The organism is Modestobacter marinus, assembly GCF_019799945.1.
Lineage (GTDB): Bacteria > Actinomycetota > Actinomycetes > Mycobacteriales > Geodermatophilaceae > Modestobacter > Modestobacter marinus_B.
In genome coordinates this window covers 1-23,814 of sequence record NZ_JABGCH010000007.1, presented here as the reverse complement: position 1 = coordinate 23,814, position 23,814 = coordinate 1, and the positions used below count along the sequence as shown (strand labels likewise).

At 74.6% G+C, this 23,814-nt stretch carries 25 protein-coding genes and 1 pseudogene; 14 read left to right on the top strand and 12 right to left on the bottom strand.

Annotated features, from left to right (window positions below; genetic code table 11):
* Positions 1-6 precede the first annotated feature (6 nt).
* From HK417_RS08555 to HK417_RS08520, 8 genes are all read left to right on the top strand, one after another.
* Positions 7-492, top strand: coding sequence for a flagellar protein FlgN (locus HK417_RS08555; protein WP_222265379.1), 486 nt, complete (start codon positions 7-9; stop codon positions 490-492).
* 37 nt (positions 493-529) lie between these two features.
* Positions 530-1,927 carry a flagellar hook-associated protein FlgK gene (gene flgK, locus HK417_RS08550; RefSeq protein WP_222265377.1) on the top strand — a complete coding sequence of 466 codons (1,398 nt, stop codon included), beginning with the start codon at positions 530-532 and terminating at the stop codon, positions 1,925-1,927.
* 5 nt (positions 1,928-1,932) lie between these two features.
* Positions 1,933-2,844, top strand: a complete 912-nt coding sequence (gene flgL / locus HK417_RS26415; protein ID WP_222265375.1) for a flagellar hook-associated protein FlgL — start codon at positions 1,933-1,935, stop codon at positions 2,842-2,844.
* A gap of 153 nt (positions 2,845-2,997) precedes the next feature.
* Positions 2,998-3,249, top strand: a complete 252-nt coding sequence (csrA, locus tag HK417_RS08540; protein WP_222265374.1) for a carbon storage regulator CsrA — start codon at positions 2,998-3,000, stop codon at positions 3,247-3,249.
* 137 nt (positions 3,250-3,386) lie between these two features.
* A complete protein-coding gene (locus HK417_RS08535; protein ID WP_261326192.1) occupies positions 3,387-3,908 on the top strand; it encodes a hypothetical protein in 522 nt (173 codons plus the stop codon).
* A gap of 145 nt (positions 3,909-4,053) precedes the next feature.
* On the top strand, positions 4,054-5,148 hold the full coding sequence (locus HK417_RS08530; protein WP_222265371.1) for a flagellar biosynthesis protein FliA: 1,095 nt from the start codon (positions 4,054-4,056) through the stop codon (positions 5,146-5,148).
* A 346-nt stretch (positions 5,149-5,494) separates the two neighbouring features.
* Positions 5,495-5,842 (top strand): hypothetical protein, encoded by a 348-nt coding sequence (locus tag HK417_RS08525; protein ID WP_222265369.1) that lies wholly within the window; start codon positions 5,495-5,497, stop codon positions 5,840-5,842.
* The gene (locus HK417_RS08520; protein ID WP_222265367.1) at positions 5,839-6,600 is read left to right on the top strand and encodes a hypothetical protein; all 762 of its coding nucleotides are present in this window, start codon (positions 5,839-5,841) and stop codon (positions 6,598-6,600) included. Before HK417_RS08525 ends, HK417_RS08520 begins: the two co-directional genes overlap by 4 nt.
* Before the next feature lie 12 nt (positions 6,601-6,612).
* Here the strand turns inward: HK417_RS08520 and HK417_RS08515 are convergent, their stop codons facing one another.
* The 4 genes from HK417_RS08515 to HK417_RS08500 form a co-directional block, all read right to left on the bottom strand.
* Positions 6,613-7,128 carry a hypothetical protein gene (locus HK417_RS08515; RefSeq protein ID WP_222265365.1) on the bottom strand — a complete coding sequence of 172 codons (516 nt, stop codon included), beginning with the start codon at positions 7,126-7,128 and terminating at the stop codon, positions 6,613-6,615.
* Between the two features lie 41 nt (positions 7,129-7,169).
* On the bottom strand, positions 7,170-9,080 hold the full coding sequence (locus HK417_RS08510) for a D-alanyl-D-alanine carboxypeptidase family protein (protein ID WP_222265363.1): 1,911 nt from the start codon (positions 9,078-9,080) through the stop codon (positions 7,170-7,172).
* Positions 9,081-9,268: 188 nt separating this feature from the next.
* Positions 9,269-10,570, bottom strand: coding sequence for a citrate synthase (locus tag HK417_RS08505; protein WP_222265361.1), 1,302 nt, complete (start codon positions 10,568-10,570; stop codon positions 9,269-9,271).
* Positions 10,571-10,681: 111 nt separating this feature from the next.
* Positions 10,682-12,076 carry a class II fumarate hydratase gene (locus HK417_RS08500; RefSeq protein WP_222265359.1) on the bottom strand — a complete coding sequence of 465 codons (1,395 nt, stop codon included), beginning with the start codon at positions 12,074-12,076 and terminating at the stop codon, positions 10,682-10,684.
* 130 nt (positions 12,077-12,206) lie between these two features.
* Here HK417_RS08500 and HK417_RS08495 point away from each other — a divergent pair, with 130 nt between their 5' ends.
* Positions 12,207-12,932: a DUF1707 SHOCT-like domain-containing protein gene (locus tag HK417_RS08495; RefSeq protein ID WP_222265357.1), complete on the top strand. Its 726-nt coding sequence runs from the start codon at positions 12,207-12,209 to the stop codon at positions 12,930-12,932.
* Between the two features lie 60 nt (positions 12,933-12,992).
* On the opposite strand, the gene glpX is transcribed toward HK417_RS08495, so the two are convergent.
* Entirely contained in the window at positions 12,993-14,036 is a 1,044-nt protein-coding gene (gene glpX / locus HK417_RS08490) for a class II fructose-bisphosphatase (RefSeq protein ID WP_308123456.1), read from the bottom strand.
* A 69-nt stretch (positions 14,037-14,105) separates the two neighbouring features.
* Between glpX and HK417_RS08485 the strand changes: the two genes are divergently transcribed.
* Positions 14,106-14,744, top strand: coding sequence for a DUF4245 domain-containing protein (locus tag HK417_RS08485; RefSeq protein WP_222265353.1), 639 nt, complete (start codon positions 14,106-14,108; stop codon positions 14,742-14,744).
* A gap of 40 nt (positions 14,745-14,784) precedes the next feature.
* Here HK417_RS08485 and HK417_RS08480 read toward each other — a convergent pair whose 3' ends face one another.
* Genes HK417_RS08480 through HK417_RS08470 form a run of 3 tightly spaced genes read right to left on the bottom strand, consistent with a single transcriptional unit; the run spans position 14,785 to position 17,382 of the window.
* Positions 14,785-15,006: an exodeoxyribonuclease VII small subunit gene (locus HK417_RS08480; protein ID WP_222265351.1), complete on the bottom strand. Its 222-nt coding sequence runs from the start codon at positions 15,004-15,006 to the stop codon at positions 14,785-14,787.
* Complete coding sequence (xseA, locus tag HK417_RS08475) at positions 15,003-16,238, bottom strand: exodeoxyribonuclease VII large subunit (RefSeq protein WP_222265349.1); 1,236 nt, start codon at positions 16,236-16,238, stop codon at positions 15,003-15,005. The genes HK417_RS08480 and xseA overlap by 4 nt, the downstream gene beginning before the upstream one ends.
* 43 nt (positions 16,239-16,281) lie before the next feature.
* Positions 16,282-17,382 (bottom strand): hypothetical protein, encoded by a 1,101-nt coding sequence (locus tag HK417_RS08470; RefSeq protein ID WP_222265347.1) that lies wholly within the window; start codon positions 17,380-17,382, stop codon positions 16,282-16,284.
* A gap of 111 nt (positions 17,383-17,493) precedes the next feature.
* Here HK417_RS08470 and HK417_RS08465 point away from each other — a divergent pair, with 111 nt between their 5' ends.
* Positions 17,494-18,465, top strand: a complete 972-nt coding sequence (locus HK417_RS08465) for a 4-hydroxy-3-methylbut-2-enyl diphosphate reductase (protein ID WP_222265346.1) — start codon at positions 17,494-17,496, stop codon at positions 18,463-18,465.
* 120 nt (positions 18,466-18,585) lie between these two features.
* Here HK417_RS08465 and HK417_RS08460 read toward each other — a convergent pair whose 3' ends face one another.
* The 4 genes from HK417_RS08460 to HK417_RS08445 form a co-directional block, all read right to left on the bottom strand.
* The gene (locus HK417_RS08460; RefSeq protein ID WP_222265344.1) at positions 18,586-19,221 is read right to left on the bottom strand and encodes a DUF6542 domain-containing protein; all 636 of its coding nucleotides are present in this window, start codon (positions 19,219-19,221) and stop codon (positions 18,586-18,588) included.
* 248 nt (positions 19,222-19,469) lie between these two features.
* Positions 19,470-20,543: a DNA recombination protein RmuC gene (locus HK417_RS08455; RefSeq protein WP_222265342.1), complete on the bottom strand. Its 1,074-nt coding sequence runs from the start codon at positions 20,541-20,543 to the stop codon at positions 19,470-19,472.
* Between the two features lie 44 nt (positions 20,544-20,587).
* A complete protein-coding gene (locus HK417_RS08450) occupies positions 20,588-21,145 on the bottom strand; it encodes a methylated-DNA--[protein]-cysteine S-methyltransferase (protein WP_222265340.1) in 558 nt (185 codons plus the stop codon).
* Positions 21,145-22,629: an AlkA N-terminal domain-containing protein gene (locus HK417_RS08445; RefSeq protein ID WP_308123455.1), complete on the bottom strand. Its 1,485-nt coding sequence runs from the start codon at positions 22,627-22,629 to the stop codon at positions 21,145-21,147. The genes HK417_RS08450 and HK417_RS08445 overlap by 1 nt, the downstream gene beginning before the upstream one ends.
* A gap of 182 nt (positions 22,630-22,811) precedes the next feature.
* On the opposite strand from HK417_RS08445, the gene HK417_RS25205 reads away from it, so the two are divergent.
* From HK417_RS25205 to HK417_RS08430, 3 genes and pseudogenes are all read left to right on the top strand, one after another.
* On the top strand, positions 22,812-23,225 hold the full coding sequence (locus HK417_RS25205; RefSeq protein ID WP_308123454.1) for an ATP-binding cassette domain-containing protein: 414 nt from the start codon (positions 22,812-22,814) through the stop codon (positions 23,223-23,225).
* Positions 23,222-23,479 carry a response regulator transcription factor gene (locus HK417_RS25200; RefSeq protein ID WP_308123453.1) on the top strand — a complete coding sequence of 86 codons (258 nt, stop codon included), beginning with the start codon at positions 23,222-23,224 and terminating at the stop codon, positions 23,477-23,479. The genes HK417_RS25205 and HK417_RS25200 overlap by 4 nt, the downstream gene beginning before the upstream one ends.
* A 117-nt stretch (positions 23,480-23,596) precedes the next feature.
* Positions 23,597-23,814: pseudogene (locus HK417_RS08430) on the top strand (endonuclease); the annotation flags it as partial.

Below are 23,814 nucleotides of genomic sequence, written 5' to 3'. Positions count from 1 at the left end.
GCCGGCATGGACCACCAGCACCTGTCGACGTTGCTCTGGCGCGAGCACGAGCTGCTCGACCTGCTGCTGTTCAAGGCGGAGGAGAAGCAGTACCTGATCCTCACCGGCAAGACGCGCTGGCTGCCGCGGATCGCACACGAGATCGAGGTCGTCCTCGACCAGCTGCGCGGCCTGGAGATCGAGCGCGCCGCGGCGACCGAGCAGATCGCCGGTCGCCTCGGCCTGGACGCGAACCCCTCCCTCCGGCAGCTGGCCGACGCCGCGCCGGAGCCGTGGGCCGACCTCTACACCAAGCACCACGAGGCCCTGCTGGTGCTCGTCACCGAGCTGCGCAGCCTGTCCGACGCCAACCGCGAGCTCGTCGAGGGCGGCCTGGCCGCCATCGGCGACGCCCTGCTGGCCGCGCGGATGCCCTCGGCCGGCACGTACACCCACTCCGGCCGCCAGGCGGGCAACGCCTACCGCGCCGTCACGCTGGACGGTGCGATGTGACGACCGGGACCGCCCCGACGACGACGGGAGCACGCGCGTGAGCGCCCTCTCCACCCTCAACACCGCGAACACCGCGCTGGCCGCCCAGCAGCGCGCCCTGGAGGTGACGGCGCAGAACATCGCCAACGTCAACACCGACGGTTACTCCCGGCAGCGCGCCGAGCTCCAGTCGATCGGCGCGAGCACCGTGCCGGCCTTCTTCTCGGTCAGCAAGAACGTCGGGGGCGGCGTCAACGCTGACACCGTGGCGCGGATCCGGGACAGCTTCGCGGAGAACCGGGCGCTGGCCGAGCACGCCACCAACGCGCGGTACACGGTCCAGAGCTCGGCGTACGCCCAGATCGAGGACGCGTTCCGCGAGCCCGGCGAGAACGGCCTGCAGACCTCGCTGACCGAGATGTGGTCGTCCTGGGAGGACCTGTCCACCGCGACCGACATCCCGGCCGCGCGGCGCGCCGTCCTGGAGAGCACCGCCACCGTCGTCGGCAGCCTGCAGACCACCCGGGCCACGCTGGACGCACAGTGGGGGCAGACGCGCGAGGATCTCGCGACGCTGGTCGAGGACGTCAACGCCGCGACCGCCCAGATCAGCGCGCTGAACCGGTCGATCCAGCGGGCCAGCCAGGCCGGCGTGACCACCAACGAGCTGGCCGACAAGCGCGACGCCCTGGTGCTGTCGCTGGCCCAGAAGGTCGGCGCCACCGCCAGTCCCGGGGTCGACGGCATGGTGGACGTCCTGGTGGGCGGGTCCGCCCTGGTGTCCGGCACCGCGCGGATCGAGCTCGCCGTCACCGGCGCCACCACCGCCGACGAGCTGGCCGGCTCGCCGCTCGCCGTCGTCACGGTGCCAGGCGGGACGAAGGTGCGGGTGGGCGGCACCGCCGGTGGTGAGGTGGACGTGCTCAGCACGGTCATCCCGCAGTACCGCGGCGCGCTGGACAAGACGGCTGCCGACCTCGCCGCCGCTGTCAACGCGGCGCACGCGACGGGAACCGACGCCTACGGCGCCCCGGGCGGCGACCTGCTGGTGAGCTCTGGCGGCGGGCCGGTCACGGCCGCCAACCTCTCGGTCGCGATCACCGACCCGGGTCGGCTGGCCGCGTCGTCGGTCCCCGGGAAGGTGTCCACCGACGGCACCCACGCGCTGGCGATGGCCCGGGTGGGGGAGACCGGTGGGGTGGACAGCGACTACCGGCAGCTCATCACCCAGCTCGGGGTGGAGGCGTCGGTCAGCACCCGCAACGTCACGATCCAGTCGACGATCACCAGCACCGTCGACACCAACCGGCAGGCGGTCTCGGGCGTGAGCCTGGACGAGGAGATGACGCAGATGCTGACCTTCCAGCACGGCTACCAGGCGGCGGCCCGGATGATCACCGCGATGGACGAGCTGCTCAGCACCCTGATCAACAACACCGGCCTCGTGGGGCGGTGACCTGAGTGCGCATCACCCAGAAGGCGATGGTGAACTCCAGCCTCACCGGGCTGAACAACAACCTGACCGCCCTCGTCAAGGTGCAGAACCAGCTGGCCACCGGCCGCGTGCTGAACCGGCCCTCGGACTCGCCCATCGACACCAACAAGTCGATGCAGGTCCGGTCCGACCTCGGCCGGGTCGCGCAGCAGGACCGCAACATCACCGACGCGCAGAGCCGGCTCGACCAGACCGACTCGGCGCTGCAGGGCCTGCAGGACCTGCTGAAGCGGGTCCAGGCGCTGACGGTCCAGGGCCTGAACACCGGCGGGAACGACGCCACGTCCAGTGCGGCGCTGGCGACCGAGCTCACGGCTCTCCGTGCGGACATGCTCGGCGTGGCCAACACGAGCATCAACGGCCGGCCGATCTTCGGCGGGGTCACCAGCGGCGCGGTCGCCTACCAGCCCGACGGCAGCTACGCCGGGCTCGGGCAGGGCGAGGGCTCCACCCAGGACCACCCGGTCCTGCGGCGGATCAGCGACAACGAGGTGCTGCGCGTCGACGTCACCGGGCCGGAGGTCTTCGGCCCGGACGGGGCGAACCTGTTCGCGGTCGTCCAGGGGATCGCGGACAAGCTGAACACCAGCCCGGTCGACGTCGCGGCGCTGTCGGCCGACCTCGCCGCGCTCGACGCCGCCCAGGACCGGATCAGCACCGCGCAGGCGACCGTCGGCGCCCGCAGCTCCCGCGTGCAGAAGGCTGCAGAGCTCAACATCACCCGCGAGCTGGCACTGAACGCGCAGCGGAAGGACATCGAGGACGTCGACATCCCCAAGGCCAGCATGGAACTGTCGGCCCAGCAGCTCGGTTACCAGGCATCGCTGGCGGTGACGGCGAAGATCCTGCAGCCGACGCTCATGGAGTTCCTCCGCTGACCGGGCGGTCCCGGCCCGTCGGCCAGTGCGGTCCGGGAGCCGGGACGCCGATGAAGGGACTGCACCAACTGCCGGGGTAGGGACCCCGGGAGTGCCCCGCCGGAGCGCGGGGCGTGCCACGGATGGCGACACACACCCATGGAGGGGAAACCAGTGCTCACACTCACCCGCAACGTCGGCGAGAGCATCCGCATCGGGGAGGACATCGAGGTCTACGTCGTGGAGGTGCGCGGCGGCACCGTCCGCCTCGGCTTCAAGGCGCCCCGCGAGGTCTCGATCCACCGGGAGGAGGTCTACCGGCAGATCGCCGAGGCGAACAGCCTGGCGGCCGAGGTGGCCGCGGACGCGCTGAGCGCCCTGTCGACATTCGCGCCAGACTCCGTCCGGGCTTCAGACAAGAAGTGACATAGGAAAGCCCGAAAGCGGGCCAATTACCGCTCAATCCCGTCTGCCTCAGTAGTAACAGAACGGCGAGTCTCGCCGTTGCGGCACGTGATGGTGCGCAAGTCTCTCCCCAACGCCAGTCACAGGGGGAGAGCACGATGGAACTCAGCGCAACTGCAGGTCGGTCCGACGAGGTCGCACTGTCCACCGACCTGCGCCTGCCGGCTGCCGAGTCCGCGACCCCGGACACGGTGGTGGTGCACGTGCAGCTGCGCCCCCGTCGTTCGGCGACCCGGCGCTGCCTGGCCGCGCTGTCCGCGCTGGCCGCCCGGCACGAGACGGTGTCCTTCGCCCTGACCGGCCTCGCCGGTGACGCCCGCGCCGTGCGGGTCACCGTCGGCGTCGAGCTCGGGCCGCGGGAGCAGATCGCGAAGTTCTCCGCCGAGGCGCAGGCCGCCTACGCCTTCGTCGACGGCCTGTTCACCGACCTCTACGACTTCATGCCGGTCTACGTCGGGGAGCCCAGCGGGACCGAGCAGGCCGCCGCGGCCGGCGTCCTGGCCTTCGCGGACCGCCCGCGCAGCACGCCGCGCAGCCCCGCCCCGCGCATCCCCGCCCCGCGCACCCCGCTGCCGGTGGAGCTCCTCGCCGAGCACGCCACGCTCGCCGTCCCGGCCTGAAGAAGGACCCCGCTGCCCCCCACCCCTCGCAAGCTCGCGGCGGGCCCCTGCCGCGGGGCCAGATCACCCGGCGCCGTTCTGTTCGGCTCGCTCCGACGAGCCGCCCCCCCACCACGCCCACCTGCACTTCCCCTCAGGAGGACCGGTGTCCCTGCACGCTGCCATCCCCGCGGTCGACGACCGCACCCGCTCCCGCGACCCGCTGGTCTTCGGCGGCCTGACCGAGTCCGAGGGCTGGGCCCTGGCGCCGATCACCCCGCGCGACCGGGTCCACTTCCGCACCGACCGGGAGCTGCCGCTCGCCCGGTTCCGGGCGGCCCTCCCCGCGGGGGTCACCGTGACCTACGACGAGGGTGAGGGCCTCTACCGCGTCGACGGCGCGCGGGGGACCGCCGAGTCCCTGGCCGGCGTGATCCGCGACTGGTGCGCCGACGCCGGGTACGGGACCGTCGGCCTGCGGCCGGAGACCGATGTCCGCCGCCGCGCTCCCCGTGACCTGCCTCCCGCGTTCCTCGACGAGCTGTGCCGGCACTACTGCCGGGTCAGCCTCAAGCGGCTGCAGCGCAACATGAGCACGATCCGGCTGCACCTGCCCGACAACGACGACGTCGACCAGCAGGTCGCCGAGTGGGTGCTCAAGGCCGTGTCGACCTACGACGAGACCAAGTCGGTCCCGTTCGGCGCGTACCTGGCGACCCAGCTGTCCAAGTGGGTGCACGACCTCGGCCGCAACGCCTACGGCCGGACCGCCGCGGACACGGAGAACAAGCAGCAGAAGGCGATCGCCGCCTTCACCGCCGAGCACCAGCGGCGCCCCAGCGAGAGGGAGCTGGCGGCGTTCATGGGCCAGAGCGTGGCCACCCTGCGCCGGAACTCCCAGACCGTCGCGACCCTCAATGGGCTGCGCAACCTCCAGTCGCTCGACGGGGGCGCGGACGGCGCCGAGTTCGTCGTGCCCGACAACACCGAGGTGCCCGACGAGATCATGGGCGAGGCGGAGCAGACCCTGCTCTCGCACGCGCTGACCGCGGCCTGCGCCCCCGACCCCACCGCGCGGCGTGACCAGCGGGCCGCCCAGGCGAACGTGCTGGGCTGGACCACCTGGTACCTCACCACCTGGGGCGGCCGGACCAAGACCCAGCTGTCCACCGAGCTGAACACCTCGGTGCGCAACATGAACGTGCACGCCGACCGGGCCGAGAAGGTCCTCAAGCAGCGGCTCGTCGAGCTCGGCAGCTGAAGGAGGACCCCTTTCTTCCCGCCACTCCTGGAAGGCCCCGTCCCCCCGCCCTTCGCAGGCTCAGAGCGAGCCTCTGGACGGGGCCGAGGAGCGGCGGCCCCTGGAAGGGGGCCGACCCCGACGTACCGTCCCCCTCCCCCGATCCCGGAGGAGGGGGACGGTCGCGTTCGGGGGCTCGGGGCTCGCTGCCCCGAAATGTGGGCGCGCCGGGTCCACCGGCAGGTCGACCTGCCGATATCTCCCTCGTGACCGCGCCGGACCGCCTCGCCCGCCTCGCGGGGAGCGGTCGCCCGACCGGTCCTCCGAGCCGCTGGTCGTCGTCGGCGAGCGCCTGTGAGGAGATCGCGTGAGCATCCCCCCGGTCGAGGACGCGGCACCCGCCGTCCTGGTGCCCCACTGGCTCAGCGCAGCCGACCGCACCGAGGTCGAGCGGGCGGTCCGGGCCGCACTGGCCGGGGCGCCGGTGCACCCGGTCGCCGCCATCCACCTGGGCGAGGTGCTCACCGAGCTGCACGTCGCGGCGGCCCGCGAGGCCGTCTGGCCGGCGCCCGTGGCGCGGGTCCGGCGGGCCACCGGCTGGGGTGAGGACGTCATCCCGGTGCGGCTGTCCGCCGTCGAGCTGGCCAGCGTGCTCACGCTGCCCGGCCTCGCGCCGGTGGCCCGGGACGCGCTGACGGGAGGACGGAGCAGGTGAGCGGAACGGTCTTCGGTGCCCCGGCGGGGCTGTTGCAGCGGCTGCGGCGCACCGAGGTCGGGGTGACCGACCTGCGGGACGCCGTGGCCGGGCTGCAGGACGTCGCCGCGGAGTCCGGGTTGCGGCTCGGGATCGTGGACGGCGCCGGCCGCGATCCGCTGCTGGAGCTCCAGGAGGCCGGCCGCCGCACCCGCGTGAACCTCGCCGAGCTCGCCGTCGAGATGGCCCGGGCCTCCGTCCCGGCCACTCCCGAGGGGGTCTCCGCCGCCCTGGGCGCGTGGCTGGCCCACCGGCCGGTCCCGGACTCGGTGGCCGCGGCCGTGGGCTTCGCCGTCCTGGACTGGACCGATCCGCAGGCCTGCGTCCTGGGCTGGCGGGTCGTGGTGGCCCGGGAGGGGCGGCTCGCGCCGTGGCGCCCCTCGCGCGAGGTCACCCTGCCCGCGGTGCACCGCATCCGGTCGGCCGCGCTCGGCCGGTCCGCGGTGCTGGAGTCCGCCGTCCGGCTCGTCGGGCCGGTCGCGCTGTGGACCGCGCCCGGCGTCCCGGGCGGGGACACCGCCCTGCTCGTGGAGCCCGAGCGGATGCTGGCCGAGATGGCCGCGCGCGGCCTGCGGCTGCGGGAGGCGCACCTGGTCGTGACGCCGGGCCGGCCGGTCGCCTGCGCCGAGACCGGCGTGGCCCGACGGCTGGTCGCCGAGGCCACCGAGGCGTGCGCGACGGTGCCCTGGCGCGAGCTCACCGACCTCGGCTGGTCCTGAGTCCGCCGCGCCTCAGCGCCGCCGCCCCGCGGGTACGGCACGTCGCCGGGGGGCGGGCAGCCACTCGACCACGTGGTCCTCGCCCGGCGTGAGCTCGGCCCACCGCTCGGCCGCGATCCGCAGCGCCGCCACGGCCGCCTCGAGCCGTGCCGGCGGCACGTCCAGCGCAGCGAGCTGACTGGGGAGGACCTCGGCGCCCCGGGCCAGCCGGGCTGCGACGTCGGCCACGAGCTCGGCCCGCTGCACGGCCGCCGTCCGCTCCCGCTTGAGCCGCGCCGACCGTTCGGCAGCGTGCGGGGGCCGACGACCGGAGACGTGCCGCATGCTGCCCCACACCACGCCGTCGGCGGCGCAGCCCCAGACGCCGTCCCGGACCTGCAGCTCGGTCTCGACCACCGCGTGCACCAGGTCGTGGGGCAGACCCGCGCCACCGCCTGCCCCGCGCATCGCGAACACGACGCCGTCGTCCCGCTCGACCAGGGTCTCCACCGGCCGCCGGTCGGCCGTGCGCCGGTAGGTCATCCGCACGGGGACATCGTCGCGAGGCGGTCAACGGCTTTCCGTGGACCTCAGGCGAGGACGCCGTACTCCCAGTGCCACGGCTCCGGGTTGGAGCTGCCGGCCGCCGCCCAGTCCGGGTGCACCCAGCCGAAGTGCCCGGCGTTGACCTGCATCCACGCGGTCTGCGCGGTGCCGAACACGTTCACCCCGCCGCACAGGTCGACCGCCAGGCCCCAGCCGTGGTTCGAGGTGCCCGGCACCGCGGTGATCCTCGGCTTGCGGTGGTGCGCGTCGGCCTGGGCGTCCAGCGACCGGTAGGAGTCGGTGATGCACAGCGGCGTGCCGAAGGTGGTCTCGAAGGCGGCGGACATCGCCGTGTAGGCGGCGGCGGCGTCACACCGTAGGCGGTGCGAGGGGCCGACGGCGCACAGCTGGTCGCGGGAGATCTGCCCGTTGCTCCACCCGCCCCACGCGCCGCTCACCGGCGCGGGGTCGCCCCCGGCCGTTCCGGGGCGCGGGGCGCTGCAGGTGGCGGGCGCCGTCGTCGCCACCGGGAGGGCGGTGGGGGAGCCGGCGGGCACGGTGACCCGGACGGCGGTGGACAGGTCGGCCACCTCGTGGACGGCGACCTGCCAGCGGTCGGCCGAGGCGGACAGGACGCTCGTGCCGCCCACGTAGAGGCCGACGTCGTCCAGCCCGGTGGCCGCGTCTGTGGCGAAGACCAGGTCCCCGACCTGCAGCTGACCGGCCGCCACGGGGGTGCCGCGCGCCCACTGCTCGGCCAGGTCGCTGGTCAGCCCGAGGCCGGCCGTGGTCCACACCGCGGCGGCGAAGCCGCCGCAGCCGTACCCGTCGGGGCCGGCCTGCCCGGGCACGTACGGCTTGCCCAGCTGGGCGAAGGCGGCGCTGACCGCGGCGATCGTCTCGGCCGGCAGCACGGTCACGGTGCGGCCGGTGGCGTAGGTGGCCGCCACGCCCGGCACGGTGGCGCCCGCGGCGTCCTGCGCGGGAGCGAGGCCGGTCGGCAGCGAGGAGGGGTCGAGCAGGTCGGCGGCCGCCGGCGGGGACACCCCGGCGGCGGTGAGCGCGCCCAGGTAGGCCTGCCAGCCGGTCAGCGCGGCGTCGTTGCGGGCGTCCTGCTCGGCGGAGGTGGCGGTGGTGCTCGACGCGGCCCACTCGGCGGCGACCGCGGGGTCCAGATCGCCCACGAGGTCGCGGATCTCCGTCAGCACGGCGGCGGCCCGCTGCCGGGCGGTGGCGGCGGCGTCGGCCGAGCCGTCGGCCGCGTCGGTGTGCTCCGCGGCGCGGACGGCGGCCTCGGCGGCCCGGTCCACCTGCGCGTCCCGCTCGTCGGCCAGGTGCTCGGCGAGCCCCTGGGCGTGCAGGACGTCCGGGGTGGCGGCGGGGTCGTGCACCGAGAGCGCGGCCGGCGGCCAGCGCTCGGTGGTGCTGCGCTGGTACAGGGCGGTGACCCACTCGCCGACGGCCGCCTGCTGCGCCGCGGCCTCGGCCTGGGCGGCGGTGGCGGCGTCGCGCTCCTGGCGGGCGTGCTCCTCGTAGCGGGTGGCGTCGGCGAGCGCGGCGCGGTGGCGGGCGACGGCGTCGGTCAGCGTCGCCGCGGCGGCCACCGCCGAGCCGGTCGGTGCGGTGGGGACCTGCCCGGCCTCGGTCGGCGGCTGCTCGAGCGTGCCGAGGGCCGTGACGATGGCGAGGGTGGCGCCGGCGACCACACCGAGGCGGTGCAGCCAGTGCCGCGCGCTGCCGCTGCGGCGGGGGGCGGTCGTGCGCCGTCGCTTGTGCGCCGGGCGGCGGGCGGGAGCCGTCCGGGGGCGCGGGGTGGTGCCACGGGGTGCGGTCGTCCGGCCGGTGCTGGTGCGCGGGGCGCTCGTCCGGGCGGCGGCCGACGCGCGGGTGGCCGGGACGCGGGGTCGGGGGGCACCGGGTCGCTGGACAGCGCCCTGTGCTCGCGGTGCGGCCACCGTCGTCCCCCTGGTCCGTCTGGATCGGCCCGGCCAGCTCAGCCGGTGTCCTGATGCCATCGACGGGGCAGGGGCGTGTCCTGAGGGACGTCACCGCTTCGGGGGGTGCCTCTCACCCTGGGGGGTGAGACGACGAGGCCCCCGCCGTCCGGTTCGGACGACGGGGGCCAGGTGACGTGCGGGGTCCTCTACCTGTCGGCGATCTCCAGGAACGACCGCTCGGGTTCCCCGGTGTAGACCTGCCGCGGGCGGCCGATCTTGGTCACCGGGTCGGCGATCATCTCGCGCCACTGCGCGATCCAGCCGGGCAGCCGGCCGAGGGCGAACAACACGGTGAACATGCGGGTGGGGAAGCCCATCGCCCGGTAGATCAGCCCGGTGTAGAAGTCCACGTTCGGGTAGAGCTTGCGTTCGACGAAGTAGTCGTCGGAGAGGGCGATCTCCTCCAGCTGGCGGGCCATGTCGAGCAGTTCGTTGTTGCCCCCGAGCTTGCTCAGCACGGTGTCGGCGGCCTGCTTCACGATCGCCGCCCGCGGGTCGTAGTTCTTGTAGACCCGGTGCCCGAAGCCCATCAGCTTGACGCCGGGCTCCTTGTTCTTCGCCCGCTCGACGAAGCGGGGGATGTCCCCGCCCTCGCGGCGGATCGACTCGAGCATCTCCAGCACCGCCTGGTTGGCACCGCCGTGCAGCGGGCCGAACAGCGCGTTGATGCCGGCCGAGACCGAGGCGAACAGGTTGGCCTGGGAGGAGCCGACCAGCCGCACCGTGGAGGTGGAGCAGTTCTGCTCGTGGTCGGCGTGCAGGACGAAGAGCATGTCCAGCGCCTGGACCAGCTCCGGGTCGGCCAGGTACGGCTCGGCGGGCAGCCCGAAGGTCATCCGCAGGAAGTTCTCGACCAGACCCAGCGAGTTGTCCGGGTACAGGAACGGCTGCCCGACCGACTTCTTGTAGGCGTAGGCGGCGATCGTGGGCAGCTTGGCCAGCAGCCGCAGCGTGGAGATCTCCACCTGGCGCTGGTCGAAGGGGTCCAGCGAGTCCTGGTAGAAGGTCGACAGCGCGCTCACCGCCGACGACAGCACCGGCATCGGGTGCGCGTCGCGGGGGAACCCGTTGAAGAACTGCTTCAGGTCCTCGTGCAGCAGCGTGTGCCGCCGCAGCTGGCTGTCGAACTCAGCCAGCTGGTCGGCGTTCGGCAGCTCGCCGAAGATCAGCAGATAGGTGACCTCGATGAAGCTCGCCTTGCCGGCCAGCTGGTCGATCGGGTAGCCGCGGTAGCGCAGGATCCCGGCGTCACCGTCGATGTAGGTGATCGCCGAGGTGCACGCCGCGGTGTTCACGAAGCCGATGTCCAGGGCGACCTTGCCGGTCGTGGACAGCAGCTTGCTGGTGTCCAGGCCCGAGGCGCCCTCGGTGGCCGGGACCTCCCGCAGGGGGAGCTCACCGCCGCTCCAGCGCAGGGCCACGTCGTCGGTGCTCGCTGTCTCGCTCATCAACCGCGAACGCTACTGCCTACCGCCGGGGACGGGGTGCCGGGGGCGTGCGCACGCCACCCGGCCCCCGTCCCCAGCCCGTCCTGAGCCTGCCCGGGGTGGGGTCGTCGCTCAGGGGTGGGTCATGGAGAGGACGTCGAGGGCGGCGTCCAGCTGTTCCTCGGTGAGCTTGCCCTCCTCCACGTAGCCGCGTTCCACCACGACCTGCCGGATCGTCTTCTGCTCGGCCAGCGACTGCTTGGCGACCTTGGCCGCCTCCTCGTAGCCGATGTACTTGTTCAGCGGCGTCACGATCGACGGGGAGGACTCGGCGTACTCCCGGCACTGCTCGACGTTGGCGACGATGCCGTCGACGCAGCGGTCGGCCAGCAGCCGGCTGACGTTGGCCAGCAGCCGGATCGACTCCAGGACGTTGCGGGCCATCAGCGGCAGGGTCACGTTGAGCTCGAAGACGCCGGTGGTGCCGGCGTAGGTGACGGCGGCGTCGTTCCCGATCACCTGGGCGGCCACCTGGATCACCGCCTCCGGGATCACCGGGTTCACCTTGCCCGGCATGATCGAGCTGCCCGGCTGCAGGTCCGGCAGCTGGATCTCACCGAGGCCGGTGCGCGGGCCCGAGCCCATCCAGCGCAGGTCGTTGGCGATCTTCACCAGCCCGACCGCGATGGTCTTCAGCTGACCCGAGGCCTCGACCAGCGCGTCCCGGGAGCTCTGCGCCTCGAAGTGGTCCCGGGCCTCCGACAGCGGCAGGTCCAGGTCGGCGGCGAGCTTGTCGATGATCGCGGCGGCGAAGCCGGGCGGGGTGTTGATGCCGGTGCCGACCGCCGTGCCGCCCAGGGGGAGCTCGCCGACGCGGGGCAGCGAGGCCTGCAGCCGCTCCACGCCGTACCGGACCGCCGCCGCGTACCCGCCGAACTCCTGGCCCAGCGTCACCGGGGTGGCGTCCATCAGGTGGGTGCGGCCGCTCTTGACGACGGTGGCGTATTCCTCGGCCTTGCGGGTGAGCGAGGCCTCCAGGTGCTGCAGCGCCGGGATGAGGTCGCGCACGATGGCGCGGGTGGCGGCGACGTGGATGGCCGAGGGGAACACGTCGTTGGACGACTGCGAGGCGTTGACGTGGTCGTTCGGGTGCACCGCGGTGCCCGAGGCCTCCGTGGCCAGGGTGGCGATGACCTCGTTGGTGTTCATGTTGCTCGACGTCCCCGAGCCGGTCTGGAAGACGTCGATGGGGAAGTGCTCGTCCCACTTCCCGCTGGCCACCTCGGCGGCGGCGGCGGAGATCGCGTCGGCGGTCTCCTGCGGCAGGACCCCGAGGGAGGCGTTGACCGTCGCGGCGGCGCCCTTGATGGAGGCCAGCGCCGCGATCAGCTCGCGCTCGATAGGGGTCCCGGAGATGGGGAAGTTCTCGACGGCGCGCTGGGTCTGGGCCCGCCACTTCGCCCAGGTGGGGACGCGGACCTCCCCCATGGAGTCGTGCTCGACGCGGTAGTCCGTCTCGGTGGCCACGTGTGCTCCCGTGTGGTGGTGTGGTGTCGGTGCTCCGGCACGGACCCTAGGACACCCGGCGGAGGGGTCCCTGCCGTGCGGGCGTGCCCGGTCGGACCGGGCCGGCCGCGGCCGACGCTAGGGTCCGGGCATGAGCCAGGATCCCGAGATCCCGCCCCGACGGGTTCAGCCGTCGGACGCTCCGGTGCTCCGCGTCTCCGACGCCGAGCGGGAGGTGGTCGTCACCCGGCTGCAGGCGGCGGTCGGCGAGGGACGGATCGACCTCGACGAGTTCAGCCAGCGGGTCGACGGCGCGTACGCCGCCACGACGAGCGCCGAGCTCCAGGCCCTGCTGGCCGACCTGCCGGCCCCCGCGTCGGAGATCCCGGCGGTGGGCGAGATCGTCGGGGAACGCACCCCCGGACAGGTGGCCACCGTCTTCGGCGACGTCAAGCTGACCGCGACCACCGGGGTCCCCGAGCGGGCGAGCACCGTTTTCGGGGACGTGCGGATCGACCTGCGCGGGCTGCGCACCTCCGCCGAGGAGGTGCACCTGCAGCTGGGCACCGTCTTCGGGGACGTGGAGGTGATCGTCAGTGAGGGGGTCGCCGCCGAGATCGAGGGCTGGACGGTGTTCGGCGACCGGAAGACGCAGCTGGCGGCGGTCCCGCGGCTGGCCGGCACGCCGCGCGTGATCGTGCGGGGCTGGACGGTGTTCGGTGACCTGAAGCTGCGCAGCCTGGCCCCGGGGGAGTCGGCGAGCCGGTGGCGCGCCGTCCTGGACCGGCTGGCCGCCCGGCGCCTCCCCGGACCGCAGGCGCCTCCGCTCCCGCCGACGCCACCCATGCCCCCGCTGCCGCCGCTGCCCCGCCTCTGAGGAGGGACCCCGTGCAGGGTCCCGCCGCGAGCCCGTCCCGGGGGGCGCGGGGGCCTGCCGCTACTCGTTGAAGGGCACCGCGGAGTACTGGCTGAGCTTGTCCAGCGAGTGCAGGCTGTCGATCATCCGGATGGTGCCCGAGCGGGACCGCATCACCAGGGACTGCGTGGTGGCTCCACCGGCGCGGTACTGGATGCCGCGCAGCAGCTCGCCGTCGGTGATGCCGGTGGCCACGAAGAAGACGTCGCCGCGCACCAGGTCGTCGATGGTCAGCACCCGGTCCAGGTCGTGCCCGGCGTCGATCGCCCGCCGCTTCTCGGCGTCGTCGCGCGGCCACAGCCGGCCCTGGAGCGCGCCGCCCATGCACTTCAGCGCGCAGGCGGTGATGATCCCCTCCGGTGTGCCGCCGACGCCCATGAGCAGGTCGACGCCGGTGCCCTCACGGGCCGCGGCGATCGCGCCGGCCACGTCGCCGTCGGTGATGAACCGAATCCGGGCGCCGGCCTCCCGCACCTCCTTGACCAGCTGCTCGTGGCGCGGCCGGTCGAGGATGACGACGGTCACGTCCCCGACGTGCATCCGCTTGGCCTCGGCCACCCGGCGGATGTTCTCGGCCACGGGCGCGGTGATGTCGATGGCGTGCGCGGCAGCCGGGCCGGTCGCGATCTTGTCCATGTAGAAGACGGCGGAGGGGTCGTACATGGCCCCGCGGTCGGCGACGGCCATGACGGCGATGGCGTTGGGCATGCCCTTGGCCATGAGCGTCGTGCCGTCGATCGGGTCGACGGCGACGTCGCACTCCGCGCCCCAGCCGTCGCCGACGTGCTCACCGTTGTAGAGCATCGGGGCCTCGTCCTTCTCGCCCTCCCCGATGACGACGACGCCCCGCATGCTCACGGTGCCGATGAGGGCGCGCATCGCGTCGACCGCGGCGCCGTCGCCACCGTTCTTGTCGCCCCGGCCGACCCACCGGCCGGCGGCCATGGCCGCCGCCTCGGTGACCCGGACGAGCTCGAGGGCGAGGTTCCGGTCCGGCGCGGGCCGGTCGGCACGGACGGTGGACCGGCGCGAGGGCAGCGGACCGTCGGGCAAGGGCAGCGACACGGGACCTCCTGGGCGACGCCGGCGACGCTGCCCGGCAGGGTGGGGGAGCGTTGCTGCGATCCTAGGGGCATGCCCCATCCCGGTCAGTCCGGCCAGCGTCCCGACGAGCAGATCCCGCCGGGCGCCGCCACCACCGTCACCCAACAGGCGCCGCCACCTCCGCCGGCGGTCGACCGCATGGGGCGGTTCACCCCGGCGAACATGCTGCGGTCGCTGCTCCCGCTCGTGCTGATCTGCCTGTTCATCGTGGGGGTCATGGCGCTCCGGCAGAACCCCGAGGACCCTGTCCGGGAGGTCGACACGACCAGCGCCGAGCGCGCGTCCGCCGAGCTGGCCTCCTACGAGTTGCTGGTGCCCCGCGGCCTGCCCGAGGGCTGGCGCCCGACCAGCGTGCGCACCAACGCGGGCTCGGCGTCCACCGGTGATCCGATCACCCTGCAGATCGGCTGGTACACCCCCGGTGGCGAGTACGCCGAGTACGTGGTCAGTGACGACCCGGCCGCCGAGGCGCTCACCGACGTCCTCGAGGACGCCACGCTCGAGGGGGAGGAGCAGGTGGACGGCGAGACCTGGCAGCGGATCACCACCGAACGTGAGGAGACGGCGCTGACCCGCGACGAGGGGACGGCGACCCTCGCGGTCACCGGGTCGGCGTCGGACGAGGAGCTCGGCACCCTCGCCGGGTCGCTGGAGCCCTACACGCCCTGACCCGTCCCTCCGGCCATGTTGGCCAACAAGGCCGGAGAGGTCACTGGGGGGTGTCGGTGGGGGCGGCGGCGGCCAGGCGCTCGCGGGCGCGGTCGAGCCAGTGCTGGCAGAGCTCGGCCAGTTGCTCGCCGCGCTCCCACAGACCCAGTGACTCCTCCAGGGTGAGCCCGCCGGCCTCCAGCCGGCGCACCACGTCGGCGAGCTCCTCGCGGGCCTGCTCGTACGTCTGCGTCGGCTCGGCGGTCGGGTCGGGCGTGGTCATGGCTGACCATCCTCCCCGGTGGCGGTCCGGTCGACGCGCACCGGGAGGCGCCCGCCGGCGACCCGGACCAGCAGCCGCTCGTCGTCGCCCACCTCGGCCGGGTCGCGCACCAGCGCGCCGTCGGCCCGCTGCACCACCGCGTACCCACGCTGCAGCGTCGCCGCCGGCGACAGCGCGGTGACCCGGGCCCGCGCGTGCTCGAGGTCGCGTTCGGCGACCTCCACCCGGTGGGTGACGGTGCGGGTGGCGCGGGTGCGCAGCGCGGCGACGTCGTCGGCCCGACCGGCCAGCAGCCGGGTGGGGTCGGCGAGCACGGGCCGGCTGCGGACGGAGTCCAGCCAGCGTTCCTGCTGCTCGAGCCGGGCGGCGAGCAGGTGCCGGGCGCGGGCCCGGAGGCCGTCGACCAGGCGGCGCTGCTCGCCGATCTCGGGCACCACACGATGGGCGGCATCGGTCGGGGTCGCGGCGCGGACGTCGGCGACGTGGTCGACCAGGGTCGTGTCGGTCTCGTGGCCGACCGCGGTCACCACCGGGGTGCGGCTCGCCGCGATCGCCCGCACCAGGCCCTCGTCGGAGAAGGGCAGCAGGTCCTCCACCGAGCCGCCGCCGCGGGCGATCACGATCACCTCGACGGTGGGGTCGGCGTCCAGCCGCTGGACCCCGGCGATCACCGACTCGGCCGCCGTGGGGCCCTGGACGGCGCAGTTGTGCACCGCGAAGCGGACGGCGGGCCACCGTCGCCGGGCGGTCACCAGGACGTCGCGCTCGGCGGCGCTGTCCCGGCCGGTGATCACCCCGACGACGGCCGGGGCGAAGGGCAGCGGGCGCTTGCGGGCGGCGTCGAACAGTCCCTCCGCGGCCAGCAGCCGGCGGATCCGCTCGATCCGGGCGAGCAGCTCGCCCAGGCCGACCGCGCGGATCTCGGTCGCGCGGAGGGAGAACGAGCCGCGGGCGACGTAGTAGTCGGGCCGCGCGCGCACCACCACGCGGGCGCCCTCGGTGAGCTCCAGACCGGGCCGGTCGGCGACGTCCCGGTGGCAGGTGACCGGCACGGACAGGTCGGCGGCGGGGTCCCGCAGGGTCAGGAAGACCGTCGCCGCGCTGCCCCGCCGGGACAGCTGGGCGACCTGCCCCTCGACCCAGACCTCACCGAGCCGGCCGATCCACTCGGCGACCTTGCGGGCGACGGTGCGCACCGGCCACGGCGCCTCGGGGGAGGAGGGGGACGTCACCCGGTCGAGGGTGCCATGCACAGCTCAGGCGTCGCGGGGCCCGTCATCGACCGCGGTCGGCGTTCAGCTTCTCCAGCCGGTTCTGCAGCAGCGTGACGTACGGCGCGCGGGCGCGGGTGGCCCGCTCGTAGTCGAGCAGGTCGGCGACCGTCTCGGCCGGGTAGGCGCGCAGGCGGCCCCGCAGCGCAGGGATGCTGAAGGACTCGTAGCCCGCGACCGGGGGCCTCGTCGCCGCGGCGGCAGCGTCGTCCTCGGCGCCCTCGCCCGGCGCGGCGCCGTCGTCCGACGCGCTGGGCGGGGTGACGCTGGCGGCTGCGTCGGGGCCGCCGAGGTCGACCAGCTCCTCCTCGGCCTCATCGAGCGCGGCCACGTCCATGGTGGCGTCCTCGAGGGTGGCGGTGTCCTCCGGAGCCGTGTCCGGGGTGACGTCGGCCAGGCTCGGGACGTCGGTCGCCGCCGGGGGCTCGCCGGCGACAGCCTCCTCGACCGTCGTCTGGTCCGGGACCGCCGTCCCGAACTCCGCGGGTTCGGCGACGTCCGCGACGAGGTCCTCGAGGACCTCGTCCGGGACGGCGTCGGGCAGCTCCTCGACCACCTCGTCGGCGACCGCCCCGGCCAGCTCGTCGACCACGGCAGTGACCGCGTCGGCCGCTGGGTCGCCCGGCAGCGCCGCGACCTCGCCGGGGCTGAGGTCGGTGTCGTCGTCCGCGGTGATCGCGAGCACCGCGGACTCGACGTCGCCGGAGAGCGTCCCGGGGTCGGCGACCGGCAGGTCCGCGACCGCCAGGTCGTCGGCGAGCGCGTCAGCGAGCGCGTCCGCCTCGGTCTCCTCCTCGACCGCCGGGTCAGCGGCCCGGTCGAAGGCGGAGGTGCGGACCGAGGCCGGGGCCGCCGGCTCGGGGAGGTCCTCGTCGAAGGTCGCCAGACCGGGCTCGGCGTCGCCGCGCAACCCGGTGAGCACCTCGTCCCCGCGGGCCACGAGCCCGGAGTACTGCTGCTGCAGCCGGAGCGAGGTCTGCATGGCCAGCCCGATCAGCCGCACCGGCAGGCCGGGCAGGGTCTCGGGCAGCTTGCGGGCCTCGTCCAGCACGGTCGCGGCCAGGCCGGCGACCGCGCGAACGGCCTCGGGGATCTCTCGAGCCATGTCCTCAGCGTGCCGCACCGGCAGGGCGACGGCAGCCCGACCGGGCGCGGGAGAGCGTGGTATCCGTCTCGTGTCCAGGGCCCGGGCGGTTCGCGCACTTACCATGGCGGCATGGCTGAACCGCGCGGACGCGTCCTGCTCGCCGATCCCCGGGGCTACTGCGCCGGTGTGGACCGCGCCGTGGTGGCCGTCGAGCGGGCCCTGGAGATCCACGGTGCGCCGGTCTACGTGCGCAAGCAGATCGTCCACAACAAGCACGTCGTCGCCACCCTCGAGCGCCGGGGCGCGGTCTTCGTCGACGAGACCGACGAGGTACCCGAGGGATCGGTCGTCGTCTTCAGCGCGCACGGGGTGTCGCCGGCGGTGAAGGCCGAGGCCGAGGCGCGGTCGCTGCACACCATCGACGCCACCTGCCCGCTGGTGAGCAAGGTGCACATGGAGGCCAAGCGCTTCGCCAAGGACGACTACGACATCCTGCTCATCGGCCACCGGGGGCATGAGGAGGTCGAGGGCACGATGGGCGAGGCTCCGGCGCACACCCAGCTGGTCGACGGCGTCGAGGACATCGCCAACGTCCAGGTCCGCGACCCGGAGAAGGTCGTCTGGCTGTCCCAGACGACGCTGTCGGTCGACGAGACGCTGGCCACCGTCGACTCGCTGAAGTCCCGGTTCCCCGGTCTGCAGAGCCCGCCCAGCGACGACATCTGCTACGCCACCCAGAACCGGCAGCAGGCCGTCAAGCAGATGGCCGGGGAGTGCGACCTGGTCCTCGTGGTCGGGTCCACGAACTCCTCGAACTCGGTGCGGCTGGTCGAGGTGGCGCTTGAGGCCGGCGCCCGCGACTCGCACCTGGTCGACTTCGCCTCCGAGATCGACGAGACCTGGCTGGAGGGCGTCGGCACGGTCGGGGTCACCAGCGGCGCCTCGGTCCCCGAGATCCTGGTGAGCGAGGTGCTCGACTGGCTGGCCACGCGCGGCTATCCGGACGTCGAGACGGTGAAGGCCGCCGAGGAGCGCCTGGTGTTCGCGCTACCCCACGAGCTCAAGTCGCGCCGTGCGGCGCTCGCCGTCGACACCGACTGAAGAAGGACCCCGTCCTCCCCGCCCCTTGCGAGCTCGGGGCGGGCCCCGGGAGGGGGCCGGCTGCGCAGGAAGGCCCGATCCCCCCGCGGGGACCGGGCCTGCCCGCGTCTGACCTGGCGGTCAGCGGCGGGTGACCAGCCGGACCAGCGTGAGCACCAGGGCGACGCCGGTGGCGATCGCCATGGCCGGAAACCCCTGGATGAGCAGGGTGGCCATGGTCGGCAGGGTGAAGGTGACCGACGGCGCGAGCGCGATGTTCAGCAGGGCGACGGCCATGAAGACCATGGGCGGCGCGATCAGCGTGGTGACCAGGTCCCGGCGGCGGACCAGCAGGGTGGCCGCCGCGGAGCTGGCGGTCAGGGCAACCAGGGTGATCCGGCCGAGCCCGATGCCGATGTAGCTGTCCGCTGCGGCGGCGGCCAGGGTCACCAGGAAGACGCCCAGGACGGCGAGCGCGCCGGGCAGGCGCGGGCCGGACTGCGCGGCTCCGTAGGACCGCGGGGACGGCGGGCTGCCCCCACCACTGCGGTGGACGTCGCGGGGCTGCGGCGGGCGGCCCGGGACGTCAGGGAGCGAGCCGCGGCGCGGCGGCTGGCCGGCGCGGGCTTCCGGTGCGCGCCCTCCGGGCGTGCGCGGGTCCACGTCGCGAGCCGGCCGCTCCCGCTCGGTACGCCCGCGGGGCGTGCCGTTCACGGCGCCCGGCGACGGATGGCCGCGACGCGCGGCCGCGCCGGCATCGCCGCGTTCTGGCCGCACGGCATCCTCCCGTCTGGCATCGACAGTGACCGGAGCGATGGTGCACCTCCTCGTCGACGACGAGGAGCAGCGCCCTCGCCGGTCGGGCCACGGTAACGGCCCGTCCTGAGTCAACGCTGGACCCTGCGGGGAGCGGTGGGGCAGATGTCGCTCGTGTCGACGCACCGCGGTGGCGGATTGTGTGGATCAGGGCCTCAGGAGTCCCATCGTCCTCTTCCTGTTCCGGAACGGCAGGGTGGCGGGCGCGGTCAGCCGGTCAGGTCGTCGCGGTCCGTGTGCCGGCCGGGCTCGTCGTCCAGCACCGGCCGCAGCGCGCGGACCGTCCCCTCCACCGGGGCGGGGACGGGCACGGGGCTCGCCGCGACGCCGAGGTCGTCGAAGCGGCGGGTGGCCACCAGCACCGACCGCTCGTAGGAGCCGACCGTCTCGTTGTAGCGGGTCAGCGCCGAGCCCAGCGCCGAGCCGAGCCGGGACAGGTGACCGGACAGCGTGCTCAGCCGGGCGTGCACGGTGCGGCCCACCTCGAGGACCGCGGCGGCGTCCTGGGCCAGCCGCTCCTGCCGCCAGGAGTAGGCCACGGTCCGCAGCAGGGCGAGCAGGGTGCTGGGGGTGGCGATCACGACGTCCCGGGCGAACCCGTGCTCGAGCAGCGTGGGCTCGGCCTCCAGCGCCGTGCTGAGGAAGCCGTCGGAGGGCACGAACAGCACGGTGAACGGCGCGGCGCTGCCGAAGGCGGTCGGGTAGCGGCGTGCGGCGAGGGCGTCGACGTGGGTCCGCAGCTGCCGCGCGTGGTCGGCGACCCGCTGGTCGCGCACCGCCTGGTCGATGGCCTGGACCGCCTCGATGTAGCCGGCGAAGGGCACCTTGGCGTCGACGACCACGTGCCGCCCGTCGGCGAGGGTGACCACCAGGTCGGGGCGCACCCGGGCGCCCTCGTCGGTGGTGCTGGTCGGCTGCTCGACGAAGTCGCAGTGCTCGAGCAGGCCCGCGACCTCGACCACCCGGCGCAGCTGCAGCTCGCCCCAGCGGCCGCGCACGTGCGGCGTGCGCAGCGCCGTCACCAGCGCCGCCGTCTCCTGGCGCAGCAGGACCGACGTCTGGCCGACCGCCCCGACCTGCTCCCGCAGCTCCCCGTGGGCGGTGGCGCGGTCGCGTTCGATGCCGGCCAGCAGCCGGTGCAGGTGGTCCAGGGACTCGTGCACCGGTTCCAGCGCGTCGGCCGCGGGTCGTCGGCGGCCGCGCAGCGCGACGGCGGCGAGGGTGACGGCGGTGGCCAGCAGCGCCCCGAGGAGGAGCCCGAGGACCAGGGAGGCGGCGTCCATGCCCGCAGACTGCCGGACGAGTCCGACAGTTCGCGGGCGGACGGTCACACGGTGTACAGCTCGGGCGTGTCGCTGGGCTCCGTGGCGTGCGCCGCCTCGTGATCCAGCAGCCACCGCTTGACCGGCGTCCCCCAGCGGTATCCGCCCAGCTTGCCGCCGGTGGCCAGCACCCGGTGGCAGGGCACGAACAGCGCCGCCGCGTTGCGCGCGCAGGCGCCGGCGGCGGCCCGGACGGCCGACGGCCGCCCGCAGCGCACGGCGAACTCCGCGTAGGTGTCCGGCCGGCCGGCCGGCACCGTGCGCAGCACCTCCCAGGCGTCCTGCAGGAACGGGCCGGAGCGCTGCCGCACCGGCACCGGGTCGATGGCGGTCACGTCGCCCTCGTCGAAGGCCTCCACGGCCGCCAGCACCGGCAGCCGGTCCGCCCGTTCCACCCAGGTGGGCCGCAGCGAGCGGTGGACGACGGAGAGGAGCTCGGCGACGTCGTCGGTCCAGCCGGAGGCCAGCACGACGTCCTCGCCGTCCTCGCCGGTGGCGACGACGACGGTGAAGGGGCCCGGTGGGGTGGCGATGGTGGCGTACCGGGCGGGTGGGGTCTTCATCAGGCGCTCCGTTCGATGGAGGGGCCGCGGGTGAACAGGCTGGGCACGGCGAGCGCCCAGAGGTGCTGGACGGCGTAGGACCGCCACGGCCGCCAGCGTGCGGCGGCGTTGCGGTCGTCGATGCGGAGGGCGGTGAGGCTGCGGCGCACCGCGAGGTCGCCGGGGAGCCAGACGTCGGGGTCGGCGAGCCCGCGCAGGCCGACGAGGGCCGCGGTCCACGGTCCGATCCCGGGAACGGCGATCAGCGCGCGGGCGGCCTCCTCCCGGTCGACCCCGGGCCCGAGGGCGACCGTTCCGTCGGCGAGGGCCGCGGCGAGCGCGTGCACCGTGCGCCGGCGGGCGCCGGTCAGCCCCACGTCGGTCAGGTCGGCGCCGGCGAGGTCCGTCGGGCGCGGGAAGGTGTGGGTGAGGGTGCCGACCGGCTCGTCCAGCGGACGGCCCGCGGCGGCCACGACCCGGGCGGTGAGCGTGCGCGCGCCGGCCACCGACACCTGCTGACCGAGGACGGCGCGCAGGGCGAGCTCCGCGGCGTCGGGTGCGGCGGGCACGCGGCGGCCGGGCGCGGTGCGCATGAGCGGCGCGAGCGCCGGGTCGGCGCCGAGCACCTCGTCGACGGCGGTGGGGTCGGCGTCCAGGTCGAGCATCCGGCGGCAGCGGGTCACCGCGGGACCGAGGTCCCGCAGCGCGGCCAGCCGCAGCCGGGCCAGCACCGCGGGCCCGCCGTCGGGCGCCGGGGACAGCCGGACGACGGCCGGACCGTGCGGCAGGTCGAGCACCCGGGAGAACGTCGTCCCGTCCCACTCCTCCAGTCCGGGGGTGGCGTGGGCGCCGAGGAAGTGCAGCACCTCGTCGGCGGCGAACGGGGCGCGGGCGGCCAATCGCAGGGTGAGCCAGCCGGGGGCACCGCCGTCGGTGCGGGGGCTGGCCGGGCGCAGTCCGGTGGGCGTCGTCCCGAAGACCGACCGCACCGTGTCGTTGAACTGCCGGATGCTCGCAAAGCCGGCCGCGAAGGCGACGTCGGACACCGGAAGGCGGGTGGTCTCCAGCAGCAGGCGCGCGGTCTGCGCCCGCTGGGCGCGGGCCAGCGCGAGGGGGCCGACGCCGAGCTCCGCAGTGAGCAGCCGGTGCAGCTGGCGCTCGGAGTAGCCGAGCGCGGCGGCCAGCCCGCCGACCCCCGCCCGCTCCACCTCGCCGTCGGCGATGAGGCGCATCGCGCGGGCGACGACGTCGGCCCGGACGTCCCACTCCGGCGAGCCGGGGACGGCGTCGGGCCGGCACCGCCGGCAGGCGCGGAAGCCGGCCGCCTGGGCCGCGGCCGCGGTGGAGTGGAAGGAGACGTTCTTCGGCAACGGCGTGCGGGCCGGGCACGAGGGGCGGCAGTAGATGCCGGTGCTGTGCACCGCGGTCACGAACCAGCCGTCGAAGCGCGCGTCCCGGCTGGCCACCGCGCGGTAGCAGTGCTCGATGTCCAGGAGCTCGTCCACGCGACGAGCATCGCACCGATCCGGGTGCCCGACTGGCGGTTTCCGGACGCCGCGGTGGACCTCCGGCGTCCACCGACCGGTGGACGACGGACCCACGGCTCGGCGGTCCCGCGGACGCCCGGGCGCCGACAGGGTCGTCCCCATGACGACGACAGAGGTGGCGCCGCTGCCGGCCTGGTCCGGTGCAGCCGGCCCGGCGATCAGCGTGCGGACCCAACGGGGCGGGCAAGACCACGACGATCGAGGTGCTGGAGGGCGTCCGCCGCCGGGACGGCGGGGACGTCGTGGTGCTGGGGGAGGACCCGGCGTCGGCAGGGCGCGCATGGCGGGCCCGGATCGGCGTGGTCAGCCAAGGGGAGGGCGCGGCGCAGGCGCTCACCGTCCGCGAGGCGCTGGACCACTTCGCGGCCCACCACGCCGACCCGCGCCCGACCGCCGAGCTGCTCACCGCGGACGGGCTGGAGGAGAAGGCGACATCGTCCGGGCCGTCGAGGCCGGCGCGACGGGCTACCTGCTCAAGGACACGCCCCTGCGGCAGCTCGCCGACGCCGTGCGTGCGGCTGCCCGCGGCGAGACGGTGCTCGCGTCGCCGGTGACGGCCAAGCTCCTGTCGCGGATGCGCGCGCCCGCAGCCGAGGCGCCGACCGCGCGCGAGCTGGAGGTCCTGGGTGGCGTGGCCCGCGGGCTGACCAACGCGGAGATCGGCCGGGACCTGTTCATCGGCGAGGCGACGGTGAAGACCCACCTGCTGCGGGTGTTCGCGAAGCTCGGTGTCGACGACCGGACGCGGGCCGTGCTGGTCGCCGTCGAGCGCGGTCTGCTGCCCGGCCCCGGTGGCGCCTCGCACTGACACCTGTCAACCCCGCGCCAACTTCTGTGGACAGGCCCTTGACCTGCGGGTTCACCCTGCCGAGACGACTCCAGGCCGGTATACTCGAACACACGTTCGAAGCTGTCGGGAGGTGTCGTGGGCGAGTTGCAGTCGGCCCTGGACGCCCTCGCGGCCGAGGACCTGTCGGGCATGTTCGGCCCGCCGTTGCTGGTCCGGCTCAAGGATCTCTTGCAGGTGCAGAACCGGCTGGCCGCCGAGGTGACCCGCACGGTGCGGGAGTGCGAGAAGGCGGGTGCGGCGGAGTTCGACGGGCTGAAGACGATGCCGGCCTGGCTGCGCGGGCATGGTCGGCT

Bases quoted from the DNA above. Each gene is read 5' to 3' on its own strand.
- HK417_RS08485 (WP_222265353.1), top strand. From the start codon at position 14,106: ATGCCCCATCCCGGTCAGTCCGGCCAGCGTCCCGACGAGCAGATCCCG.
- HK417_RS08450 (WP_222265340.1), bottom strand. From the start codon at position 21,145: ATGAAGACCCCACCCGCCCGGTACGCCACCATCGCCACCCCACCGGGC.
- HK417_RS08555 (WP_222265379.1), top strand. From the start codon at position 7: ATGGACCACCAGCACCTGTCGACGTTGCTCTGGCGCGAGCACGAGCTG.
- HK417_RS08495 (WP_222265357.1), top strand. From the start codon at position 12,207: ATGAGCCAGGATCCCGAGATCCCGCCCCGACGGGTTCAGCCGTCGGAC.
- HK417_RS08505 (WP_222265361.1), bottom strand. From the start codon at position 10,570: ATGAGCGAGACAGCGAGCACCGACGACGTGGCCCTGCGCTGGAGCGGC.
- HK417_RS08470 (WP_222265347.1), bottom strand. From the start codon at position 17,382: ATGGCTCGAGAGATCCCCGAGGCCGTTCGCGCGGTCGCCGGCCTGGCC.
- HK417_RS08465 (WP_222265346.1), top strand. From the start codon at position 17,494: ATGGCTGAACCGCGCGGACGCGTCCTGCTCGCCGATCCCCGGGGCTAC.
- HK417_RS08455 (WP_222265342.1), bottom strand. From the start codon at position 20,543: ATGGACGCCGCCTCCCTGGTCCTCGGGCTCCTCCTCGGGGCGCTGCTG.
- HK417_RS08480 (WP_222265351.1), bottom strand. From the start codon at position 15,006: ATGACCACGCCCGACCCGACCGCCGAGCCGACGCAGACGTACGAGCAG.
- HK417_RS08535 (WP_261326192.1), top strand. From the start codon at position 3,387: ATGGAACTCAGCGCAACTGCAGGTCGGTCCGACGAGGTCGCACTGTCC.